An 18,222-nucleotide genomic window follows, 5' to 3' on the forward strand; every position below is an offset into this window, starting at 1 on the left:
GGGTTATTTTTCCATATCTACTCATGTCAGGTTTGGTGCAAGTGTACTGCATTGCGGACTGGATGGAAGTCGTAGACGAGGCTAACAAGCTAGGTTTTGAATAGGGCGGAGATTGGACCAGTTTTAAGGATCTCCCTCACCTGCAGGTAACCTTTGGCTTGAGCACGGCTCAGTTGCGGGCTGGCAAGAAACCAACGGAAGCGCAGGTAGCGGCGGCTTATGCTGTCATTGATAAATTACAAGGGGAGGCGGACGAATTGTAAGCAGAAGATAAGAAAAGAATTGATACGCTGGAGGCCGCGGTTAAGGCATTGACGAACAGCAGGGATGTACTCAAAGAACAGGCTTTGCGGCAGGCCGGAGAGATTAAGGAGATGAGCGTCTTATTGCTGGAGCTGACCGATACCAACCCGCCAGCGTGGGCCAAGGATGCGCTGAAGGCTTTTGCGAACACTCCGTCAGTACTCAACGGCAAGCCGGTCATTGACACACCGGACAAGGCCACATATACCGAGGCAAGGTTGATTACAATTCTACATCGGGTCGGGCTTGCAACAGAACAAAAGGGTAGATGAGTAATTAATATTTATCCTCAATGCTTGTATATAACGGATTATTTGAAAAAAACATAGATTATGCACATCCTTTTAAGTATATTTAAGTAAATAAGCTAAGGATGTGCTGCATTTGTTTGGGACACTCAGGTTTGTACTTGCGTTCGTAGTAGCAATGAGTCATATGGGAGTAATAGGGGGTACTAATTTCGGAGTTTCAGCGGTTGTCGTTTTCTACATCCTCTCTGGCTATGTTATGAGCCATTCTTTTAGTAGTAACTTTGGTGGGGAAATCAATAATTCAGGTAGATTTTACTTTGACCGATTAATGCGTATTTACCCTATGTATCTTTTGATTTTAATTATCACTGTGGTTTTTTTGGTGATATCTGGTTTTGGGCACACAGATTTCACATATAAAAACTTATTTTCGAATCTGTTAATTATCCCTTTGAATTTCTTTATGTTCACTGATTCTTCTATCATCCTTCAGGATCCTAAATGGAATTTAATACCTCCTGCTTGGTCTTTGGGAGCTGAATTGCAATTTTATCTTTTGGTTCCATTTTTAATTAGATTTAAGCAATTTAGAATTGTAGCACTTGTGATAAGTATTACTGTTTTTATTTCGGCTTCTATAGGACTAATCAATGCAGATATTTTTGGATATAGATTATTGCCAGGGATATTATTTATTTTTTTAACAGGTACTTTTCTATATAACTACAGAAAACATCAAAGTTTAAAAGATTTGAAATTTATTAAAATTATATACGTGATAATTCTATTTTTATTTATTGGCGCATCGTTATTAGGTAAAATGAGCTTACCTTATACTTATGAGGTTCTATTTGGCTATTTAACAGGGGTTATTGTTGTATTTATTTTATCCGGAGTTAACCATAATACTGTCAAAAAAATAGATGATTTACTTGGAGGCATCTCCTACCCTCTATTTTTATGTCACTTCTTAAGTGTTTGGATCTTTCAATATATTTTTGAACGACTAGGGTTCAATCTTGATATAAAAGGACTGTCAGTAATTCAATTATTATTTAGTATTGGCTTAAGTTATCTGTCCTTTAAATTCATTGACGTTCCAATTCAAAGATTCCGAAAGAAGAGGCAACAAATTGGGCGTAACTCAGCGCGAACCGCTTCACAAGAGCGCGGAGTATCAGGCTAAGCTGGAGCAGGCTTTGGATTATGCAACGCAGCAGTTATCCCGTAAGGAGGTTAAGGTCACGCCTGCTGAGATACGGGCGGCGATTGAGGCGGCCTATCTCAAGGCCCAGGCTCCCGCCGTAAAGTAAAATCCCAAACGCTTGGGATTATTATGATTTTCAGACATCACTGCCTATGATATGATAAAGCCAATAAAATCCAGAAGCACTGGTAAAAGCCCGTCAACCTTTACTGGTCGGCGGGCTTTTTTTGTTTATATCTCAACTTCTCCCCACCCTGGCGGCAGCGGCTCCTCCGGCAATTCCTCTATATCCTCCGGCTCCACAATCACCAGGACCAGCTCCACAATGTCCACCAGCGCCCCTATCCGTTTCGGACCGCCTTCAAATGTTCCGATAGCCAATACCTTGCCCGTCTTGCCAGCATGATGGCCCTTCATGATCCGCACGGGCAGCCCCGGCTTCAGTTCTTCTAATTTCATGGCCTTGGCGCCCTCCCAGTCAGCCGCAGGGCTTCTTCACGGCGGCCTATATCTTTCAGCCATGCGGTGTCCTGTGTAGCCGCTGCTGCGTTGGAGAGCTGCCGCAGCTTCAAAGTATCCCAGCAGTACCGTTCATTGATCTGCAGGCAGTGCAGTAGCTCCGGGCCATTTTCCATTTTGAGCTTGCCTGCCTTATGATAGCCGGTACAGCTCTGCAAGTCTTAAGTGTGCGGGCAGCATCAGCGCCGCCCCCTAGCCTTCACCAATGCGGCGATCGACAGGACCAGTGTAACACCGATAACAATCCAGGTAACAATGTTCAGCATCGTTTATTCCTCCTGCGTATACCCGCCGGCATTCTGTATATTCAAAACTGTTTATGTTATGATTGGGTGGAGGAAGGGCCGTGAACCCTTCCCCCGTGGAACCTATTTACGTTTGCCCGGTCGGCTGCGTTTTTCGGTTCCTTTCTTTTTGTCCTTTAGCAGCAATGTTGCGGTAATGAGCTGGATGATTGCTGTAAGGAGCGTTACCCAATCTTTCATGTGCCATGTTCACCTCCTTTCTTATCTCAATTATATACTGGTATCAGTATATTTTTTGTGATATCCTTTAGGAAAGGAGGGACAAGCCTATGGAGCAACAAGGTAAAGCCTCAACCCGGGCAAAAGACAAGTACAATGCCGCAAATTACGATCAAGTAAAATTGTGGGTAAAGAAGGGTGACAAGGAGCGTATTGACGCTGCAGCAAAGGCGGCGGATATGAGCCGCAATGCCTTCATATTGGAAGCTGTTGAAGAGAAGATAAATCGCGAAGGTAAAGAGCCGCCACAGGAGTGATCCTGGACGGCTCTTTTGATGTTTTTTGTTACCCGTAAATTACCCGTAAAACACGTTGTAGATGTATGTTTTTCCTTGTAGCTGTAACTCGGTATAAAATGAGCTAAACCCAATCCCCATAAGGATTTAGCTCATTTCTTGTAGCTCCCTGTAGATATAGCCAAATAGATGTTCTACATCTAGCAAGAGCTTAATGTGGCAAGGGATTTCACGGTTATGTTGAGTAATGAGTTACCCATCAGTGATTTCAATTTGCCAGTTCTTTAATACTTCAAAAGCTTTGAAAACTGTGTCTCCGAAACTCACTATTTCGTTCACTTTGATCATTTTTCGGGGGGGGGGGATGAATATTCTTTAACGCTTGAACCAATCTGCTTATTTATATCAATTGTTCGTTTCTTCATGTCAATGTCTTCCCATTGTAATCCGGGGGGGGGGGGGATGAATATTCTTTAACGCTTGAACCAATCTGCTTATTTATATCAATTGTTCGTTTCTTCATGTCAATGTCTTCCCATTGTAATCCTGTTGCTTCACTGATCCGTAGTCCAGCATAGGTCAGGATAACAAATAAAGCCCACGGGGTGATGGAAAGTACAAATCTGCAAAGCTGAAGAAATAATTCAAGCTCATTTTTCTCGAGAAATTTGGGAAGTATGAGCTTTTTTTCTCCGATTTTTCGTGCAACTTTTTTTCCTTAGGTATAAGGCTCCAGCAGTTGGATTTGTTTCGATTAACCCATTCCGTAAAGCATGTTTATACATAAGTGAAGCGGCAGTATCTACTGCTGTTATACTGCTCCGCTTTAAAACCTTTCTTTTCCTCCTATATAGATTGTACGTCAGTTATGGATTGCCGTGACTCCAAAGAATGTTGGCCCTCCGGCCGCTGTTGTCTGCAGATTTCTTGATTTAAACCGCTATTCGCGGTGGAAATCTGCAGACAAAGGCGGACGCTATCGCTCCTACAGTTCCAAAATCCGCCTCCGCCACTTTTCCCTGTCTGTTTATTTTCAAGTTCAATCTATATAGTGGGGACGGTGGTGCAAATGGAATTATACCCAAGGGTGACGGCGGCGGAGAAGGGTACAACAAGAAAGAAACTGGAAGAGTATCCCGAAAGGGTTCGGAAAATAAGGGTCTACGGAGATAAAGATTGTTTGACGGTGTTAGAGGCCAAAGAGCTGGAAGACTGCAGATGGAAGGTCAGAGAAATCGACGCTGCATTTGAACTTATCTTAGATGATGAGGTAGCGGCCATTATCAAGCACCGGTACGTAAATGCCCGTAAACATAAGCTGACCATTCTAAGATATACGGCGATCAGCAGCAAGGCAACCATTAACCGGCGGGTTGATGTTGGAGTGGAAACTATAGAGGAGCACCTGAAGCTGGCCGGGATCATATGAGCGATAGACGCAACAGTTAAATCCTCTACATCCTACCTATCTAAAATTCTGAACAATCCAGCCTTGGTATAGTTGTGATTAATAGGTATGTATGGTAATGTTACCATATTACCAAATATCTCCTAATAAGGGATGAGGTGATAATTTTAGATATCAACACAAAATCGGAGGGAATGAAAATGAAAAAGAGTTTTTTAGTTGCTACCGCAATAGTCGCTACAATGTCGTTGTCATCTGGTTCAGTCTTTGCTACTGAAACTCCAGTACCATCTGCAACTGCAGTCCCATCTAATCCTGGTGGAATACATCCAATGTCAGACTATTTAGCTGTAAATAATGCTAATCTAGATAATGGTGGGAATTCTTGGACCCATTTATCTGGATTCAATTATGGTAGAATATATCTTACCAATACATCATCCCAAACTCTAACAGTCTATTTATCATACAAATCATCATCTGGTAGCAAAATAAATATCGGAACATGGAGTGTTAGCGGAAATGACACTCTGACTGTTAATACTACTAACGCAGGTGGACAGACCTTTTTTTTAGATTATAATACACCTAATGGTACAGTAAGTGGAAAAGTTAACGTACGAGCATCTGACGTAGCTCTTTAACTCGAATTTCGCACCTAATACATCAATATTAAAAAGAGAAGCGTGCTCAAAGAGATGTTCTGCGGCTACATTCGCACCAAATTCAATGATTTTGTGCGGATGTTCGGCCGTCCGATCCTCAAATCAGGCCGGTTTTGGCCTTGACAGACGTTAAGTGCTCCGTAGAACAACGAGGCTCCTCTATTCCAATTTAGAATATAAGTTCGGTACAAAGCATATGTAAAAGGGCGGCAGCTGCCGCCCTTTTACATATGCTTTTAGTTTTTTTAGAATCTCGACTATTATTTGTTGAGTATCCTTCATATCTTACTTGACCTTGTTAACAAACAACTTGCAGTAGGGAATCAAGTGCTTCGTAGCAAGTTTGAAGTTGAATCCGCACGTGAGTCAAAAAAGGGCTATGATAAAAAGCTAAAGGACCTGTCTGATGAGATAGTTTGCCTTGAAAATAATTTATCTTGATTTGAAGTTTCGCAGCCCGAAGATGCTGTGAAATTTTGAGACAAACGTGAGACTAAGTTGAGACAAGAACAGACTTACAGTAGGGACATAGGACAGCAACATCGTCCGGGTGTCCCTGTTGCCCCTAATCGCTGCAGGACTCGTCAGAGCTGAGCTGAGCAGTGATGATGCCCGTTGCAATAGCAGCAGATATTATAGGGGTATAGCTGATAGTACATGTAGCAAGTAGATGTTACGGCGGTCTGATGCGGGGGACGAGGGTTAAATAACTGCCCTTAACGCGTTCCGCTCGGGCGCGGTTTATGGTCGTTAGATTGACTACAACGCAAATACGGGCAAAATTTAAAACAACTATTTTGACCAGCGAATTTATCGAGACCAGCAATAGTGAAGCTTTCTTCTGGAAGTTCAGTAATGCCACGCGCTCTGTTAAGGGCTTTTTCCAGATAAGTAGGGGCTTCCAAGTGCGAATCACCAGTTTTAAACATGCTGAACGCACCTCCTGTTACATCGTCGGTTCTGAATCCTCCGTGACGTTTGTTAAGCAAAATGTTATCGCTCGGGCTTTTTATCCCGTGCTTCTGTAAGTTTTCTTACAGTTCAGCATATATCATCATCCACATGGGATGTCGGGCGCTCGTGGATGGATTATTGGTTGCCTTCCTCACCATCTATGCGTTGCACCTTCTGAGGTCAATTTATACAGGCTACCTCAGCTTGGCTCAAGATTGCCATATCCAAAAGGACTTAGGGTTCCTTGAGTTCACCCGATTCAAATCTGAATATTGCTATCCAGTTGGGCCGATAGTTGTAGTAATATTTTACCAGACTATATATAGATTTGAATAGACAGGTTTCATTTTAATATTATGGCCTCATAGTTAAGGTAGGTTCGAATCCTACCGAGGCCGAAATCCCAAATGTTTGGGAATATAATATGTAGATGCAAGTCGCTGAAAGGCGGCCATTTTATGTTGCAATAAGGAAAGTGTGTATTAGTGAGTAAACAGCAATTAGCTATTACAGCGGTCTACTGCAGGGGAAATGAGTTTACTTATAAATAAAGGTATTTTATTTGGAATTCTATTAAATTCTACAAATGTCCACAAATTATGATGTTTTGTGTAGGAGGTTTAAAGGAATTGCCCCCCTTTGTGTAGAAACTTTAGGAAAACAAGGGGGCGGAAAAATGAATTTGGGTCCAATATTTATTGCTAATATGAGAAATGGCGAAGAGTTTATATCTGGTATGGATAAAGTGCTTCGAGATTTACGATCGGATTTTGATGTTGCTACAGAAGAACATTCGAAAATTAAAATAACTGAACTTAAGAAGGTTCATGTCGATGTTACTGGCTCAGTATCAACGCTTGCCAATTCAGCACCTGGTTCAAACGGTTGTATAAGTGGGCTTAGAGGAACAGGTAAATCACATTTAATGTTAATAGCCCGTGACCTTATAAATTATGAACGTAAGAGTTTTTGTGTTTATATAAATTTAAAAGAGCTGTTTAAAATAGGTGATTCAACTATTGTAGATGAACGTTTTTATGTTTGGGGTATCTTAAAACAATTACAGAGGCAACTCATTTCGTTGATTGATGATGACACTCCGGAAACAAGATTTCAGAAAATGATGAATCTTTTCAGGAAAAAACGAGACAATGATGCGAAGGTCGAACTCTTAGAAAAAGTGTTTTCCAAAATTGAAAAGCTTATATATATGGGTGATATGGAAATGCTTGCACTGGCGAGAACAGTCACTACTTCTTCATTAAATGGAACTTCGAGCAGTAGCAGATCCAATGTAGGAGGGGCCCTCGGCGTTACTGGACCAAAACTAGAATCGGTGGCTGAACAAATTAATGGAAGTAGTAGTTCAAAAAAACATGATGAGAGTTACAATGTTGATATTTTTCTCAGTACATCTTCATTGCAACAATTATTAATTGAAGTGGTCGGAGTGCTAGGCTTAGAAAGCATTGTGTTTTTTTATGATGAGTGGAGTATGTTGGAGGTTGTAGAGCAGAATCTGTTATCTAAGTTGATTAGATCAATGAGTACATCTCCAATTTACCATTGGATTGGGTATATTCCTTATAAATCAACTCTAGGGGTTCTAGAACAAACTGCTGATATGCCACATAGGATAGACTTAGATTTACAGTTTATCTATGAAGAAGACAATCAGATCTGCAAAGAATACTTTAAAAGATTTATGAATAACAGAATTGAGTCCGTCTTCGGTTCAAATGTATTAACAGTAGGTTCAATAGTTAAACCCCAATTTTTTGATTCTTTAGTTATTGCCAGTATGGGAAATACAAGAGATTTTGGGGTTATGCTAAATAAAGCATGGCAGTTTTATAAACAGGATTTTCTCATTAAGGGTAATACAAGATTTATTAATAAAAAGCATGTTGTCAGTGCTATTAAAGCTGTTGCTGATGAGAAAATGAACAACTTAAAAAGTAAAAATATTAAGTACTCGGAACGCTTATGGAATGAGATAGTGAAATTTGTTGGTGAAAAAAAACACACACATTTCTGTATAGAACTTGATAATTCAAATGTACAGTATATTAATGAAGAAGAAATGCAAGATCTCATGTATCATAGGCTTGTTCATCTGAGAAAAAAGGATATGACGCCAAAAGACGGAGGTGAGTGGCGATTGTCAATGTATGCTGTAGATGCTAGTGTACTCTTTTCAAGAATTTTTGAAACGAAATCTGACAAGAAGAAAATTAAACTTGTTACTGATGTAAATGTAATTCATAACCAAGTTAGACGCTACCTATTTGAAATGTCTAGTGTATTAGATGAGTTCAGGCTTTTACAGGGAAAACAAATCAAGTGTAGTTGTGGAAAATATATAACTGAGGATATGAAACTTGCTTGGGAAGTAAAGAAATGTCCGTACTGTGCTACACCACTGCTAATTAATTGAAATATAAATCTTATTGAGTCGCTAAAAGGCGGCTCTTTTTGTTTGTAATTTTAGGAGGTGATAAAAAAGCTTGATTTTTTAGATTTTGGCTCTGGGTCCCTCTGACTTTTGAAAAGAATGGCGGGTGCGCGTGAGCTCGATTTCTGGCTAGATATAATTTCAAAATGATCGCTTCGTTACAGGTCATTGCATGAAAATACGCATAGTGTGATACCAAGAAAACCCTTGACATATAAGTTTTTTTTCTATGCTCTGCGGTGGTATGAGGAGGGGATGGCGAAATCAGGTGATGGTCAAAGCGAAATGATTGTTACCGCAATACAGATGGCGGCTTGCTCGGGCTGACTCCAAGGCGTATCCAGCAGCTGGCGGAGGAAGGGCATCATTGTCAGGAGCGGCAGGGGTAAGCATATAGCAGCCGGAAGTGTTCAGAATTACATCCGATTTCAGGCGGAAACGGGTGATGGCCGCTCCAGCTTGCCTGTCTTATGCAGTCGGTACAGCTCTGCAAGTCTTATGTGTGCAGGCAGCATTAGCCCCTTTAAGTCGTTCGCGACTTTGAGGGGACTTTGTTTGTGAGTTCATATGGAGACTTGGAAGGGCTTATTTTGGCTGTAAGGACTAAATACTGTTCAGTCCCCTAACAACCCCCAACCCATTCCGCTCCTATCCAGTTCTAATAATTATCAGCAACGCATAAGCTACTCTTACCATACAAGAACATTTGTTCTATTTTACCATTGCTTAAAAAACTTATTCCTGGTTATAATACAAACAAATGTTCTCACTGAATCCCGGAGGCGAGCAATCATGAAGATGAGCATCGGCCAAACCATAGAAATGATATATCTGGACAAAGCGGGCAAGATTACGCAGCGGAAAATTGAAGTGCACGGTATCCGTGATGGCCGCATACGGGCTACCTGTCTGAGCACCGGCCTGCCCCGTGTTTTCCTGACGGACAGCATCTTGTCCTGGCACCCGGTACAGAGGCAGAAATATGCCTAAAGACCGGATCATTCTGCTCTCGGATTGCCAATCCTTCTATGCAAGTGTCGAAAAGGCTGCGCATCCCGAGTATAAAGATAAGCCTGTCGCAGTCGGCGATCCCACGCGGATGAACGGTATTGTCCTGGCTGCCTGCCCTATCGCCAAATCTCATGGTGTAACCACCGCATCACGCGTGGGTGAAGCCATGACCAAATGCCGGGATCTCGTAGTGATCCGCCCCCGGATGAGTACGTATATCCAGGTTTCGCTGATGATTTCAGAAATCTATAAGGGATATACCGACCAGGTTGAGGCTTTCAGCATTGATGAGCAGTTTTTGGATGTGACCGGTTCTTTGAGTGTTTTTGGAGGAGATCTGCCGGATATGATTCGCTCCATCCAGCATCATGTCCTGTTGTCAACGGGGGTGTGGACCCGGGTGGGAGTCGGACCGACCAAAATTCTGGCCAAGATGGCGAACAACTTTGCCAAGAAGAAGGAAGGCGGGGTCTTCAGGCTCGATTACAGCAATATAGACTCGGAGCTCTGGCCGTTGCCGGTGCATGAAATGTTTATGGTGGCAGGCCGGATGACCAAGAATTTTTACCGTATGGGAATTACTACGATTGGAGATATTGCCCGGATGGAACTAGGGGAATTCAAGCGGAGAATGCGCACGACCATGGGCAAGCAGAGCGATATCCAGGCGGAATATTATTGGCAGACGGCGCGCGGCATTGATCCCAGCCCGGTTGTTACCGGGATACGCCACCAGATCAAGTCGGTCGGGCACGGGAAGGCGCTGCGCTGGAATCTCTATACCCGGCTGCCGGAAATTGAGGTTGTTCTGCTGGAGCTGGTGATTGAGGTCTGTCAGCGGGCGCGGAAATACCGGTATATGGGGTCGGTGGTGTCTATCGTGGTGGCAGAGACGGACGGTAACAAATCTAACTCCTACAGCAGACAAGTGACACTGCCGGAGCCGTCGTCTTTAACGCATGAGGTGGCAGCGGCGGCCTACCGCCTCTTTGTGGATCATTGGACGGGGATGCCGCTAAGCCGTTTGGCGATCTCTATCTCCCAGCTGACCGATGACAGTGTCATGCAGCTCACCTTATTCGATGACCGTATCCGCACATTGTGCAGAGAACGGGCAGTGGATCAGATCAAAACCAGATACGGCAGCCGGGCGCTTATCCGCGCATCCTCTTTGCTGGAATCCGGGGTTGCGCTGGAACGGGCGCAGCAGATTGGGGGTCATTATAAATGAGCAAATTAAACGGAAATGAGCGGTGGAAAACCAAGATGTTGATGAGCGAGCATGTAGACCAGTTTGAGGAGAAGCAGGAGGATACGGTCAGAAGAATGATAACAGTTGAGGAGCGGACGATGGTGCGAGACCTCATTTTGCTCCCTTACATAGATACTATGGTCAGCCGGAGCCTGAAGGAGATCGAGCTGTCCAGCAGCATCCTTAAGCGCGCCTTTGTGATTGCCGGTCAAGCGATACAGCGCCGGATCATGCAGGATACCTACCAGCTGCAAAAAGAGCTGAAGCAGCGCAATATCAAAGTGCTGCCCGATGAGCAGGAGGAGTTCCTGGTGTATCACAGAATCTTTTGCCGGGGATATCAGGAACGGTTCGGACTTACGCGTGATGTGATGCGCACCGAGATCAGCTTACGGCTGACCCGGTATACTGCGGAACTTGGAGCCGCATTAAAGGATCATCAGAAATTATAACACCAGCATATCCGGTAAATACCGAACATTTTGAAAGTTTAGTGCAGAGGATAATGAATTTTATCATCGGGCAGGTTTGATAATATTCAGTTGTAAGCGCAGACAGTAGATGAAAGGGGAGGGCATTATTGAACAGTAAGAGTAAAGTGGTACTAAGCGCGATGTTGGCATTCGGACTGCTCGCCGGATGTGGAAGCAAAGGGGATAACGCGCAGCCGGAGGCAGGAACTTCGTCAGCACCCAAAGAAGAGAAGGTGTCTCTCACGTTCTGGAGAAACTCGGGCAATGACGCCGAAAATTCAGCCTATGACAAGCTGGTGGCCTCGTTTAATGAAGCGCATCCTAATATCAAGGTTGAGATGAGTCCGATTCCGTATGCCGATTACGACACCAAGCTGAGAACATCCATTGCTTCGGGCAATCCACCTGATATTATGGCCGTCGACGGCCCGAATATGGCTTCCTACGCCCATGCGGGTGCCTTACAGCCGCTGACCGCCTATTTCAAGAAGGACGGTAACCTGGAGGATATTCCGGAATCGACCATTGCCACGTATACCTATAATAATGAAATTTATATGGCTCCGCTCACCGAATCCTCCATTGCTCTTTTCTATAATAAAAAAATGTTTGAAGCGAAGGGAATTCCTCTTCCCTCCAAGAACCCGGAAGAGCCTTGGACTTGGGATCAGGTGCTGGATGCAGCTAAAAAGCTTAACGACCCGGCCAAAGGTGTGTACGGTATTGATCCGGCGCAAGGCTTCGGTAATGCAGGAACAACAGCATACTTTAAATATCCGATTATTTGGCAGTTTGGCGGCGAGATCATGAGCCCGGATGGAACAACCTCCAAAGGCTACCTGGATAAGCCAGAGACCAAAAAGGCGTTGCAATTCTTCTCCGACCTGTATAATAAAGATAAAGTGTCCTCCCTGGAATACCCGCCAGATCCGTTCCCGAACAACCAGCTGGCGATGACGGTTGACGGCTCCTGGTCACTGGGCAATTATGCCGACAAGTTCCCTAATTTCAAATTAGGCGAAGATTATGATATCGCGCCACTTCCGAAGGAAACCCAGCAGGCTGTCGCGAACGGAAGCTGGTCGCTGGCCATTTCCTCGAAGAGTAAAAATGCCGAAGCTGCCTGGCAGTTTGTAAACTGGGTGACTGGTACTGAAGGGGCTAAGACCTATTGCTCTATCACAAAAGATATTCCGGCCCGCTATTCAGTAGCCAATGAGTTCCCTGAGCTAGGTCAATATCCGAAGAATATCTTTGTCGTACAGAATCAGAAATTCGGCAGACCGCGTCCGATTACACCGATCTTCCCGCAAATGTCCGAAGCGGTAAACAAGATGATTGAGGAAGTGACCATCGCCGGACGCAACGCGGATGCAGCCATTGCCGATGCCATCAAAAAGATTGACAAGGCATATGCAGATCTGCCGCAAAAATAATAAAATTTCCAAACATTGTAGAAACGGCAGCCGCCCTTTATAAAAAGGGCGGTAAAGCTGTTTCTTCTTTCAGCTTAAAGAAGCTTTAGATTTAGCTCCACGTTGTGGGGTTATTTTGAATTTTTGGACCATAATGATAGCAAGGAGCGCGGTTGTCATGTTCTACTCGTTACGCAGCAGATTGATGTGGGCTTTTTCGATCCTGCTGATCCTTCCGATTACGGCGGTTGTCTTCATCCTCAGCAAGGAATCGTCGGAGCAGATCCGAAAATCTACCCAGACTTCCACGCTGCAAACCATAGACCAATTTGCCTCCCATGTCAGCACGCTGCTGACGCAGATTGAGGATATGGGCAACCAGGTGCTGAGCAGCGACATCACACAGGAATGGATAACCGCCGACCTGAACGATGAGAGCACTAAGGGTGAGCAGTATCTGGCCAAGCAAAAGCTGCGTGAGCTGTTATCCTCCTATGCGATCAATAATTCGAATGTGATTTCCATTTCTACCTTTGCGGAGGGAAAGGGCGGGTTATGGACACAGGACCTGAGCTACTTGAAGAGCAGCTGGTACAGTCAGTTTAAGGAGCAGGATGTGCGCTGGACGCAGGCTCACAAGGACAGGGATCAGGCCGACGACAACATACGTTCGCGCGATGTCAATAGCCTTGTGCTCCCTTTGGTGCAGCTCCAGTCCCTTAAGGATGTCGGAGTGATCAAAATCAATTATCCTACGGTGCTGCTGCGCCAGGATTTGGATAAAATCAGCTTCGGCAAAAGCGGCAAAGCCTTCCTGCTGACGGCTGAAGGCCTCAGTGTACTCAATCAGGATCTGACAGGAGCTGAGCAGTTGCTTAGCGGCGGACTTGCTACTTTGCAGAAACATAGTGGAGGACAGACCAGCGGTATGTTTCCGCTTCGCCAAGGGGGGACCGACTATCTGTTCTTTTACCGCAGGTTGCCTGCACAGAACTGGCTGATCGTCGGCGAGGTGCCGGAGGCGGAGCTGTATGCCACCATCACAAAGCTCAAAGAAACGCTGCTCCTTGCCAGCTTTGTTCTGCTGATCCTTGTCATTATTGTCGCGCTGTGGCTCTCCACCGGCATAACGAAGCCATTAAGTGCCATGGCCCGGGCCATGCGGCATGTCAAAAACGGGCAGTTCGAGCTGGCGATGAAGGATATGCCAAAGGTTAGATCACGGCAGAGCGAAGTGGACTATGTGGCCGGTGTATTTGAGCAGATGACCCATCAGCTGAAGTATCTGATTGAGACGGAATTCGAGACCAATCTGCGCCGGAAAAATGCCGAATACAAAGCGCTCCTGCTGCAAATCAATCCACATTTTTACAACAATACACTGGAGATCATCAGCGGTCTGGCGGCGATGAAACGAGAGGATCTGGTCATGGACGCCACGGAAGCACTGGGTAAAATGATGCGTTATTCGCTGAGTCTCGATACGGATCTGGTACAAGTCAGCGAGGAACTTGGCTATATCCGTGACTACCTGTTCCTCCTAAAGCTGCGGCATGAGGATCATCTGATGGTCGCGGTCCGGCAGGATTCCGCCGCGGATCAGCTGCTCATCGCCAAGTTTATTCTGCAGCCGCTGGTAGAGAATGCGGTGAAGTACAGCCTGGAAAAAGGGGGGATCGCCGAGGTGGCGATCACCTCCAGTGTGTGTGGAGAGCGCCTGCACTTGCAGATACAGGATAACGGTTCAGGAATGACACCGGAACTGATCGCCAGCATTCTTGCCGATACGGAGCTTAGGGACAGTGTGGGAATTTTAAATCATAAAGGGGACAGCATCGGATTGCGCAATGTGCTCTCCCGCTGCCGCCTGTATTACGGCGAGCAGTTTGAAGCCGTGCTTGATTCGAAGCTATATACAGGAACAACCATTACACTGAAGCTGCCGCTGATAGAGAGGTGATTATCATGTATGAGATTATGCTGGTGGATGATGAGAAGGGGGTTCGCAACAGTATCAAAGCCAAAATCGATTGGGAAGCCGCCGGCTTCCGGGTGGTCTCGGAGGCCTCAAGCGGCAATGAAGCGCTGCAGCTGCTGGAGCAGGGACCGCTGCCGCAGCTGGTCATCTCCGATATCCGTATGCCGCAGATGGACGGCATTGAATTTATCCGCATCTGCAAAAAGAAGTATCCGCTGCTGAGGACGGTTGTGCTGTCGGGATACTCTGACTTTGATTATCTGAAATCGGCCATACAGCTTGGAGTGAAGGATTATTTGCTGAAGCCGGTAGCCCGCGCAGAACTGAATGAGCTGCTTGGCAAGCTGGGTGAAGAAATTAAACAGGAGCAAAAAAACCTGCAGGCCTCACGGCAGGATCTCCTGCAGAAAAATGAGCAACTGCGGCTGCTGCAGGAGAATTTTTTGCTGCAAATGGTCAAAGACGAGTGGTACAGCTTGGCGGCTATCAAGGAACGGCTGCAGCAGCTCCAGCTGACCCCGCTGACGGCGGATGATCTGAAGCTGCAGTTTGTTGCTGTGGAGATGAGAGTGCCGGCGGGGCGGATGGCGGACCGGCAGGAGCGCCGGGATCTGCTCAATTTGGCTTTTCAGATGTTATGCCGGGAGACGGCTGCTAAGCGGAAAGGAATCTATCCATTCAGCGATGTCGCCAATTCCGCGATGATGTATTTTCTGGTTATTATGAAGTCGGGGCCGGAGCATGCCGATCGAACGGGCCGGTTCGTAGAAGAACTGAAACGAAACATCGCCAGTTACCTGAAGCTGGAATGTGTGACGGGGATTGGCGAGGAAGTGAAGGGACTCAAGCGGCTGAAGAACGGTTATGCTTCGTGCATGCTGTCCTGGAGCCAAAGCACCGTGTATAAAGATGGAAAGGGCGAACGGAGCCGAGTGATGGAGCTTACGCAGGCTTTTACCCCGGAGGTGGAGCGGAAGCTGGTGCAGGCGATTGAAAATTTGGACATGAGCACCTTCCGCCAGCAGCTTGACACCATTTTCAGTAGCGAAAGAGATACGCCGATGTTTGCTTTTACCTTTCTGGCCCTGCGGATGCTGCTGATGTTCAGCTCCATCGCCAAAAAGTTCGAGCTCGGCGGCTCCGCCCTGCAGAAGTATTTGTGGAACTGTCAGATGACCATTGCCGATTACCAGTCGCGTGAAGGCGTGCGGGGGCAGATAGATGAGCTGGCGCAGCTTGTCATGGACGAAGTGAAGAAGCTCCGCTTCTCCAGCGGACATCATATGGTCGAAGCGGTCAGAAAATACGTGGAGGAGAATTTCTCCTACGAGTTGACGCTTTCTTCCCTCGCCGAAATGTTTCATCTGAATGAGACCTATTTATCCGGGCTGTTCAAGCAGCATGTGGGCATTACGTTCAGCGACTATGTCACCAGGCTGAGAATGACCAAGGCGGAGCAGCTTTTGCAAGAGAACGAACTGAAGCTGACTGATATCGCCATGCTTGTCGGCTATTCCAGTTCCAGCTATTTCAGCACCTCTTTCAAGAAAAACAGCGGCAAAAGCCCCAAAGAATACCGTGAATGGTATTTGAAGAATCACCCCTGAAAACATCACAACTTCTGAGCCGATCATATTGAAATGATTTCTCTAGCCGTTCAGCTACAATAGGGTCAACTAAACAAGGAATAGGAGTATGCAGTATGAATGTTTCTGGAGAGAAGCAAGCACATAAAGAGATCAAAACTACAAGCAAACTGGCATGTGTGGCTGTAGTACTGCTGGTTATCGCAGGGTGCACTCCGTCCAGTGCTATCTCTAATACTGCACCTGCGGCCTTTCAGTTTTCTGCGATTCCCAATTACTACACGGAGCTATACCGTCCGCAGTATCATCTGTCGCCGGAAAGCGGGAATATGAGCGATCCGAATGGAATGGTTTATTTCGAAGGTGAATATCACCAGTTCTACCAGAACAGCGGCCAGTGGGGTCACGCCGTCAGCACGGATCTGATCCATTGGCAGCATCTGCCGGTAGCGCTCCTGCGCGATTCGCTCGGGGAGATTTGGTCGGGTAGCGCCGTGGTGGACTGGAAGGATACGAGCGGTTTTTTTGGCGGAAAAGCGGGATTGGTTGCGATCTTCACCCATTTCAAAGGAGGAATGCAGTCGCAGAGCCTGGCGTACAGTTCTGATAAAGGACGCACCTGGATCAAATATGAGGGCAATCCCGTGATTCCGAATCCGGGACTCAAGGATTTTAGAGATCCCAAGGTGTTCTGGCATGAGCCTTCGCACGCTTGGGTGATGGTTGTCTCGGTGGACAACCGGGTGAGATTCTATACCTCTCCAGACCTGAAGACCTGGCAGATGGCCAGCGAATTCGGCGCCGATCAGGGCTCGCATGCCGCCGTCTGGGAATGTCCGGATCTATTTGAGCTTCCCGTGGAAGGCAGCAAGGAGACCCGGTGGGTGCTGGCGCTCAGCATCGGCAATAACAGCTCAACCCGTGGCTCGACGGCGCAATATTTTATCGGTAGCTTTGACGGACAGATATTCAAGAACGAGAATGAGCCCTCCAAAGTGCTGTGGACCGATTACGGAAAAGACTTCTACGCTGCAGTGTCCTACTCTGATATTCCGCAGACGGACGGCCGCCGGATCTATGTCGGCTGGATGTCCAATTGGCGCTATCCGTTCTCTATGCCAAGCGCTCCGTGGAAAGGGAATATGTCGCTGCCACGGGAGCTGAAGCTGCGTGACATTCCCGGTGAGGGATTGCGCCTCGTCCAGCAGCCGGTGCAAGAGCTGGAAGCTTTGCGTGGCCAAGCGGTCAAGCTGGAACCCCAGCGGCTAGAGCCAGGCAGCAATCCACTGGCCGGTCTGCACGGGACCTCCTATGAACTTGATACCGAGTTCACCGTGAAGGGGGAGGCGGAATTCGGAATCAAACTGAGAAAAGGTGCAGATCAGGCGACGAATATATCGTATAACAACGCTAATTCAATGCTTACGGTGGATCGAACCCGATCAGGCGACAGTTCATTTGAAGCCGGGTTTGCCGAATCGGTCCAGGCTCCCTTAAGAGCGGTGAACGGTAAAGTCAGGCTGCATATCTATGTGGATGAATCGACGCTGGAGGTGTTCGGCGCAGACGGCGAGACTGTGGTTTCCAGTATTCTTTTCCCGGGGGCTACCAGCAATGGATTGGAGCTGTATGTGAAAAAGGGGGACGTGATGCTGGACAAGGCCGTCTTTTATCCCATGGCCAGTGTATGGCGGAATGAGGATCCGGGCGGCTCGGAACCGCTTCGCGTCCTGCTTAGCCAATCCAGTGCGGATGTTCCGCTTGGCGGCATTGTGGAAGCGGCAGCGGCGGTCGTTCCGCTAACAGCTCCCCAGGATCTTACTTGGGTGTCGAGTGATGAGGCAGTTGCACAGGTGGAGAGCCGTTCCGGAACATCCGCTGTCGTAAAGGGACTGAAGGAAGGCCAGACGGAGATTAAAGCCCTTGCTCCGGGTGGGCAAATTTATGCCGTAATGAACGTGTACGTCTATAAACCGGATTGAAAT

At 46.4% G+C, this 18,222-nt stretch carries 18 protein-coding genes; 14 read left to right on the forward strand and 4 right to left on the reverse strand.

Annotation, left to right across the window (positions count from 1 at the left end):
• Nucleotides 1-311 precede the first annotated feature (311 nt).
• From QW71_RS16995 to QW71_RS39875, 3 genes are all read left to right on the forward strand, one after another.
• Entirely contained in the window at nt 312-575 is a 264-nt protein-coding gene (locus QW71_RS16995; RefSeq protein ID WP_039300852.1) for a hypothetical protein, read from the forward strand.
• A gap of 112 nt (nt 576-687) precedes the next feature.
• Nucleotides 688-1,740, forward strand: coding sequence for an acyltransferase (locus QW71_RS17000; protein ID WP_039300855.1), 1,053 nt, complete (start codon nt 688-690; stop codon nt 1,738-1,740).
• A complete protein-coding gene (locus QW71_RS39875) occupies nt 1,688-1,867 on the forward strand; it encodes a phage holin, LLH family (protein ID WP_152679781.1) in 180 nt (59 codons plus the stop codon). Before QW71_RS17000 ends, QW71_RS39875 begins: the two co-directional genes overlap by 53 nt.
• Before the next feature lie 125 nt (nt 1,868-1,992).
• On the opposite strand, the gene QW71_RS17005 is transcribed toward QW71_RS39875, so the two are convergent.
• Nucleotides 1,993-2,220: a hypothetical protein gene (locus QW71_RS17005; RefSeq protein WP_039300858.1), complete on the reverse strand. Its 228-nt coding sequence runs from the start codon at nt 2,218-2,220 to the stop codon at nt 1,993-1,995.
• Nucleotides 2,217-2,396: a hypothetical protein gene (locus QW71_RS17010; protein ID WP_152679782.1), complete on the reverse strand. Its 180-nt coding sequence runs from the start codon at nt 2,394-2,396 to the stop codon at nt 2,217-2,219. Before QW71_RS17010 ends, QW71_RS17005 begins: the two co-directional genes overlap by 4 nt.
• A 458-nt stretch (nt 2,397-2,854) precedes the next feature.
• Here QW71_RS17010 and QW71_RS17015 point away from each other — a divergent pair, with 458 nt between their 5' ends.
• A complete protein-coding gene (locus tag QW71_RS17015) occupies nt 2,855-3,061 on the forward strand; it encodes a ribbon-helix-helix protein, CopG family (protein ID WP_039300864.1) in 207 nt (68 codons plus the stop codon).
• Between the two features lie 400 nt (nt 3,062-3,461).
• Here QW71_RS17015 and QW71_RS42225 read toward each other — a convergent pair whose 3' ends face one another.
• A complete protein-coding gene (locus QW71_RS42225; protein ID WP_083442587.1) occupies nt 3,462-3,737 on the reverse strand; it encodes a tyrosine-type recombinase/integrase in 276 nt (91 codons plus the stop codon).
• A 483-nt stretch (nt 3,738-4,220) separates the two neighbouring features.
• Here QW71_RS42225 and QW71_RS17020 point away from each other — a divergent pair, with 483 nt between their 5' ends.
• Together QW71_RS17020 and QW71_RS39880 are read left to right on the forward strand one after the other, a co-directional pair.
• Nucleotides 4,221-4,469, forward strand: a complete 249-nt coding sequence (locus QW71_RS17020) for a hypothetical protein (RefSeq protein WP_039300867.1) — start codon at nt 4,221-4,223, stop codon at nt 4,467-4,469.
• A 179-nt stretch (nt 4,470-4,648) separates the two neighbouring features.
• On the forward strand, nt 4,649-5,092 hold the full coding sequence (locus QW71_RS39880) for a hypothetical protein (protein ID WP_152679783.1): 444 nt from the start codon (nt 4,649-4,651) through the stop codon (nt 5,090-5,092).
• A 737-nt stretch (nt 5,093-5,829) separates the two neighbouring features.
• Here the strand turns inward: QW71_RS39880 and QW71_RS17025 are convergent.
• Nucleotides 5,830-6,042, reverse strand: coding sequence for a hypothetical protein (locus tag QW71_RS17025; protein ID WP_039300871.1), 213 nt, complete (start codon nt 6,040-6,042; stop codon nt 5,830-5,832).
• Between the two features lie 701 nt (nt 6,043-6,743).
• Here QW71_RS17025 and QW71_RS17030 point away from each other — a divergent pair.
• The 8 genes from QW71_RS17030 to QW71_RS17065 all read left to right on the forward strand — a co-directional run bounded on the left by QW71_RS17030 (nt 6,744) and on the right by QW71_RS17065 (nt 18,219).
• Entirely contained in the window at nt 6,744-8,504 is a 1,761-nt protein-coding gene (locus QW71_RS17030; protein ID WP_039300872.1) for a putative metallopeptidase, read from the forward strand.
• 810 nt (nt 8,505-9,314) lie between these two features.
• The gene (locus QW71_RS17035) at nt 9,315-9,512 is read left to right on the forward strand and encodes a hypothetical protein (RefSeq protein ID WP_081970197.1); all 198 of its coding nucleotides are present in this window, start codon (nt 9,315-9,317) and stop codon (nt 9,510-9,512) included.
• Nucleotides 9,505-10,764, forward strand: a complete 1,260-nt coding sequence (locus QW71_RS17040) for a DNA polymerase IV (protein WP_039300878.1) — start codon at nt 9,505-9,507, stop codon at nt 10,762-10,764. The genes QW71_RS17035 and QW71_RS17040 overlap by 8 nt, the downstream gene beginning before the upstream one ends.
• Complete coding sequence (locus QW71_RS17045; RefSeq protein WP_039300881.1) at nt 10,761-11,237, forward strand: hypothetical protein; 477 nt, start codon at nt 10,761-10,763, stop codon at nt 11,235-11,237. Before QW71_RS17040 ends, QW71_RS17045 begins: the two co-directional genes overlap by 4 nt.
• 128 nt (nt 11,238-11,365) lie before the next feature.
• Entirely contained in the window at nt 11,366-12,694 is a 1,329-nt protein-coding gene (locus QW71_RS17050; RefSeq protein ID WP_039300884.1) for a sugar ABC transporter substrate-binding protein, read from the forward strand.
• A 157-nt stretch (nt 12,695-12,851) separates the two neighbouring features.
• The gene (locus QW71_RS37145) at nt 12,852-14,633 is read left to right on the forward strand and encodes a sensor histidine kinase (protein ID WP_235441481.1); all 1,782 of its coding nucleotides are present in this window, start codon (nt 12,852-12,854) and stop codon (nt 14,631-14,633) included.
• A 5-nt stretch (nt 14,634-14,638) separates the two neighbouring features.
• The gene (locus QW71_RS17060; protein WP_039300887.1) at nt 14,639-16,258 is read left to right on the forward strand and encodes a response regulator; all 1,620 of its coding nucleotides are present in this window, start codon (nt 14,639-14,641) and stop codon (nt 16,256-16,258) included.
• A 95-nt stretch (nt 16,259-16,353) separates the two neighbouring features.
• Complete coding sequence (locus QW71_RS17065) at nt 16,354-18,219, forward strand: GH32 C-terminal domain-containing protein (RefSeq protein WP_052770061.1); 1,866 nt, start codon at nt 16,354-16,356, stop codon at nt 18,217-18,219.
• Nucleotides 18,220-18,222 lie beyond the last annotated feature (3 nt).

It is taken from the genome of Paenibacillus sp. IHB B 3415, from assembly GCF_000802655.2.
Classification (GTDB): domain Bacteria; phylum Bacillota; class Bacilli; order Paenibacillales; family Paenibacillaceae; genus Paenibacillus_AQ; species Paenibacillus_AQ phytohabitans.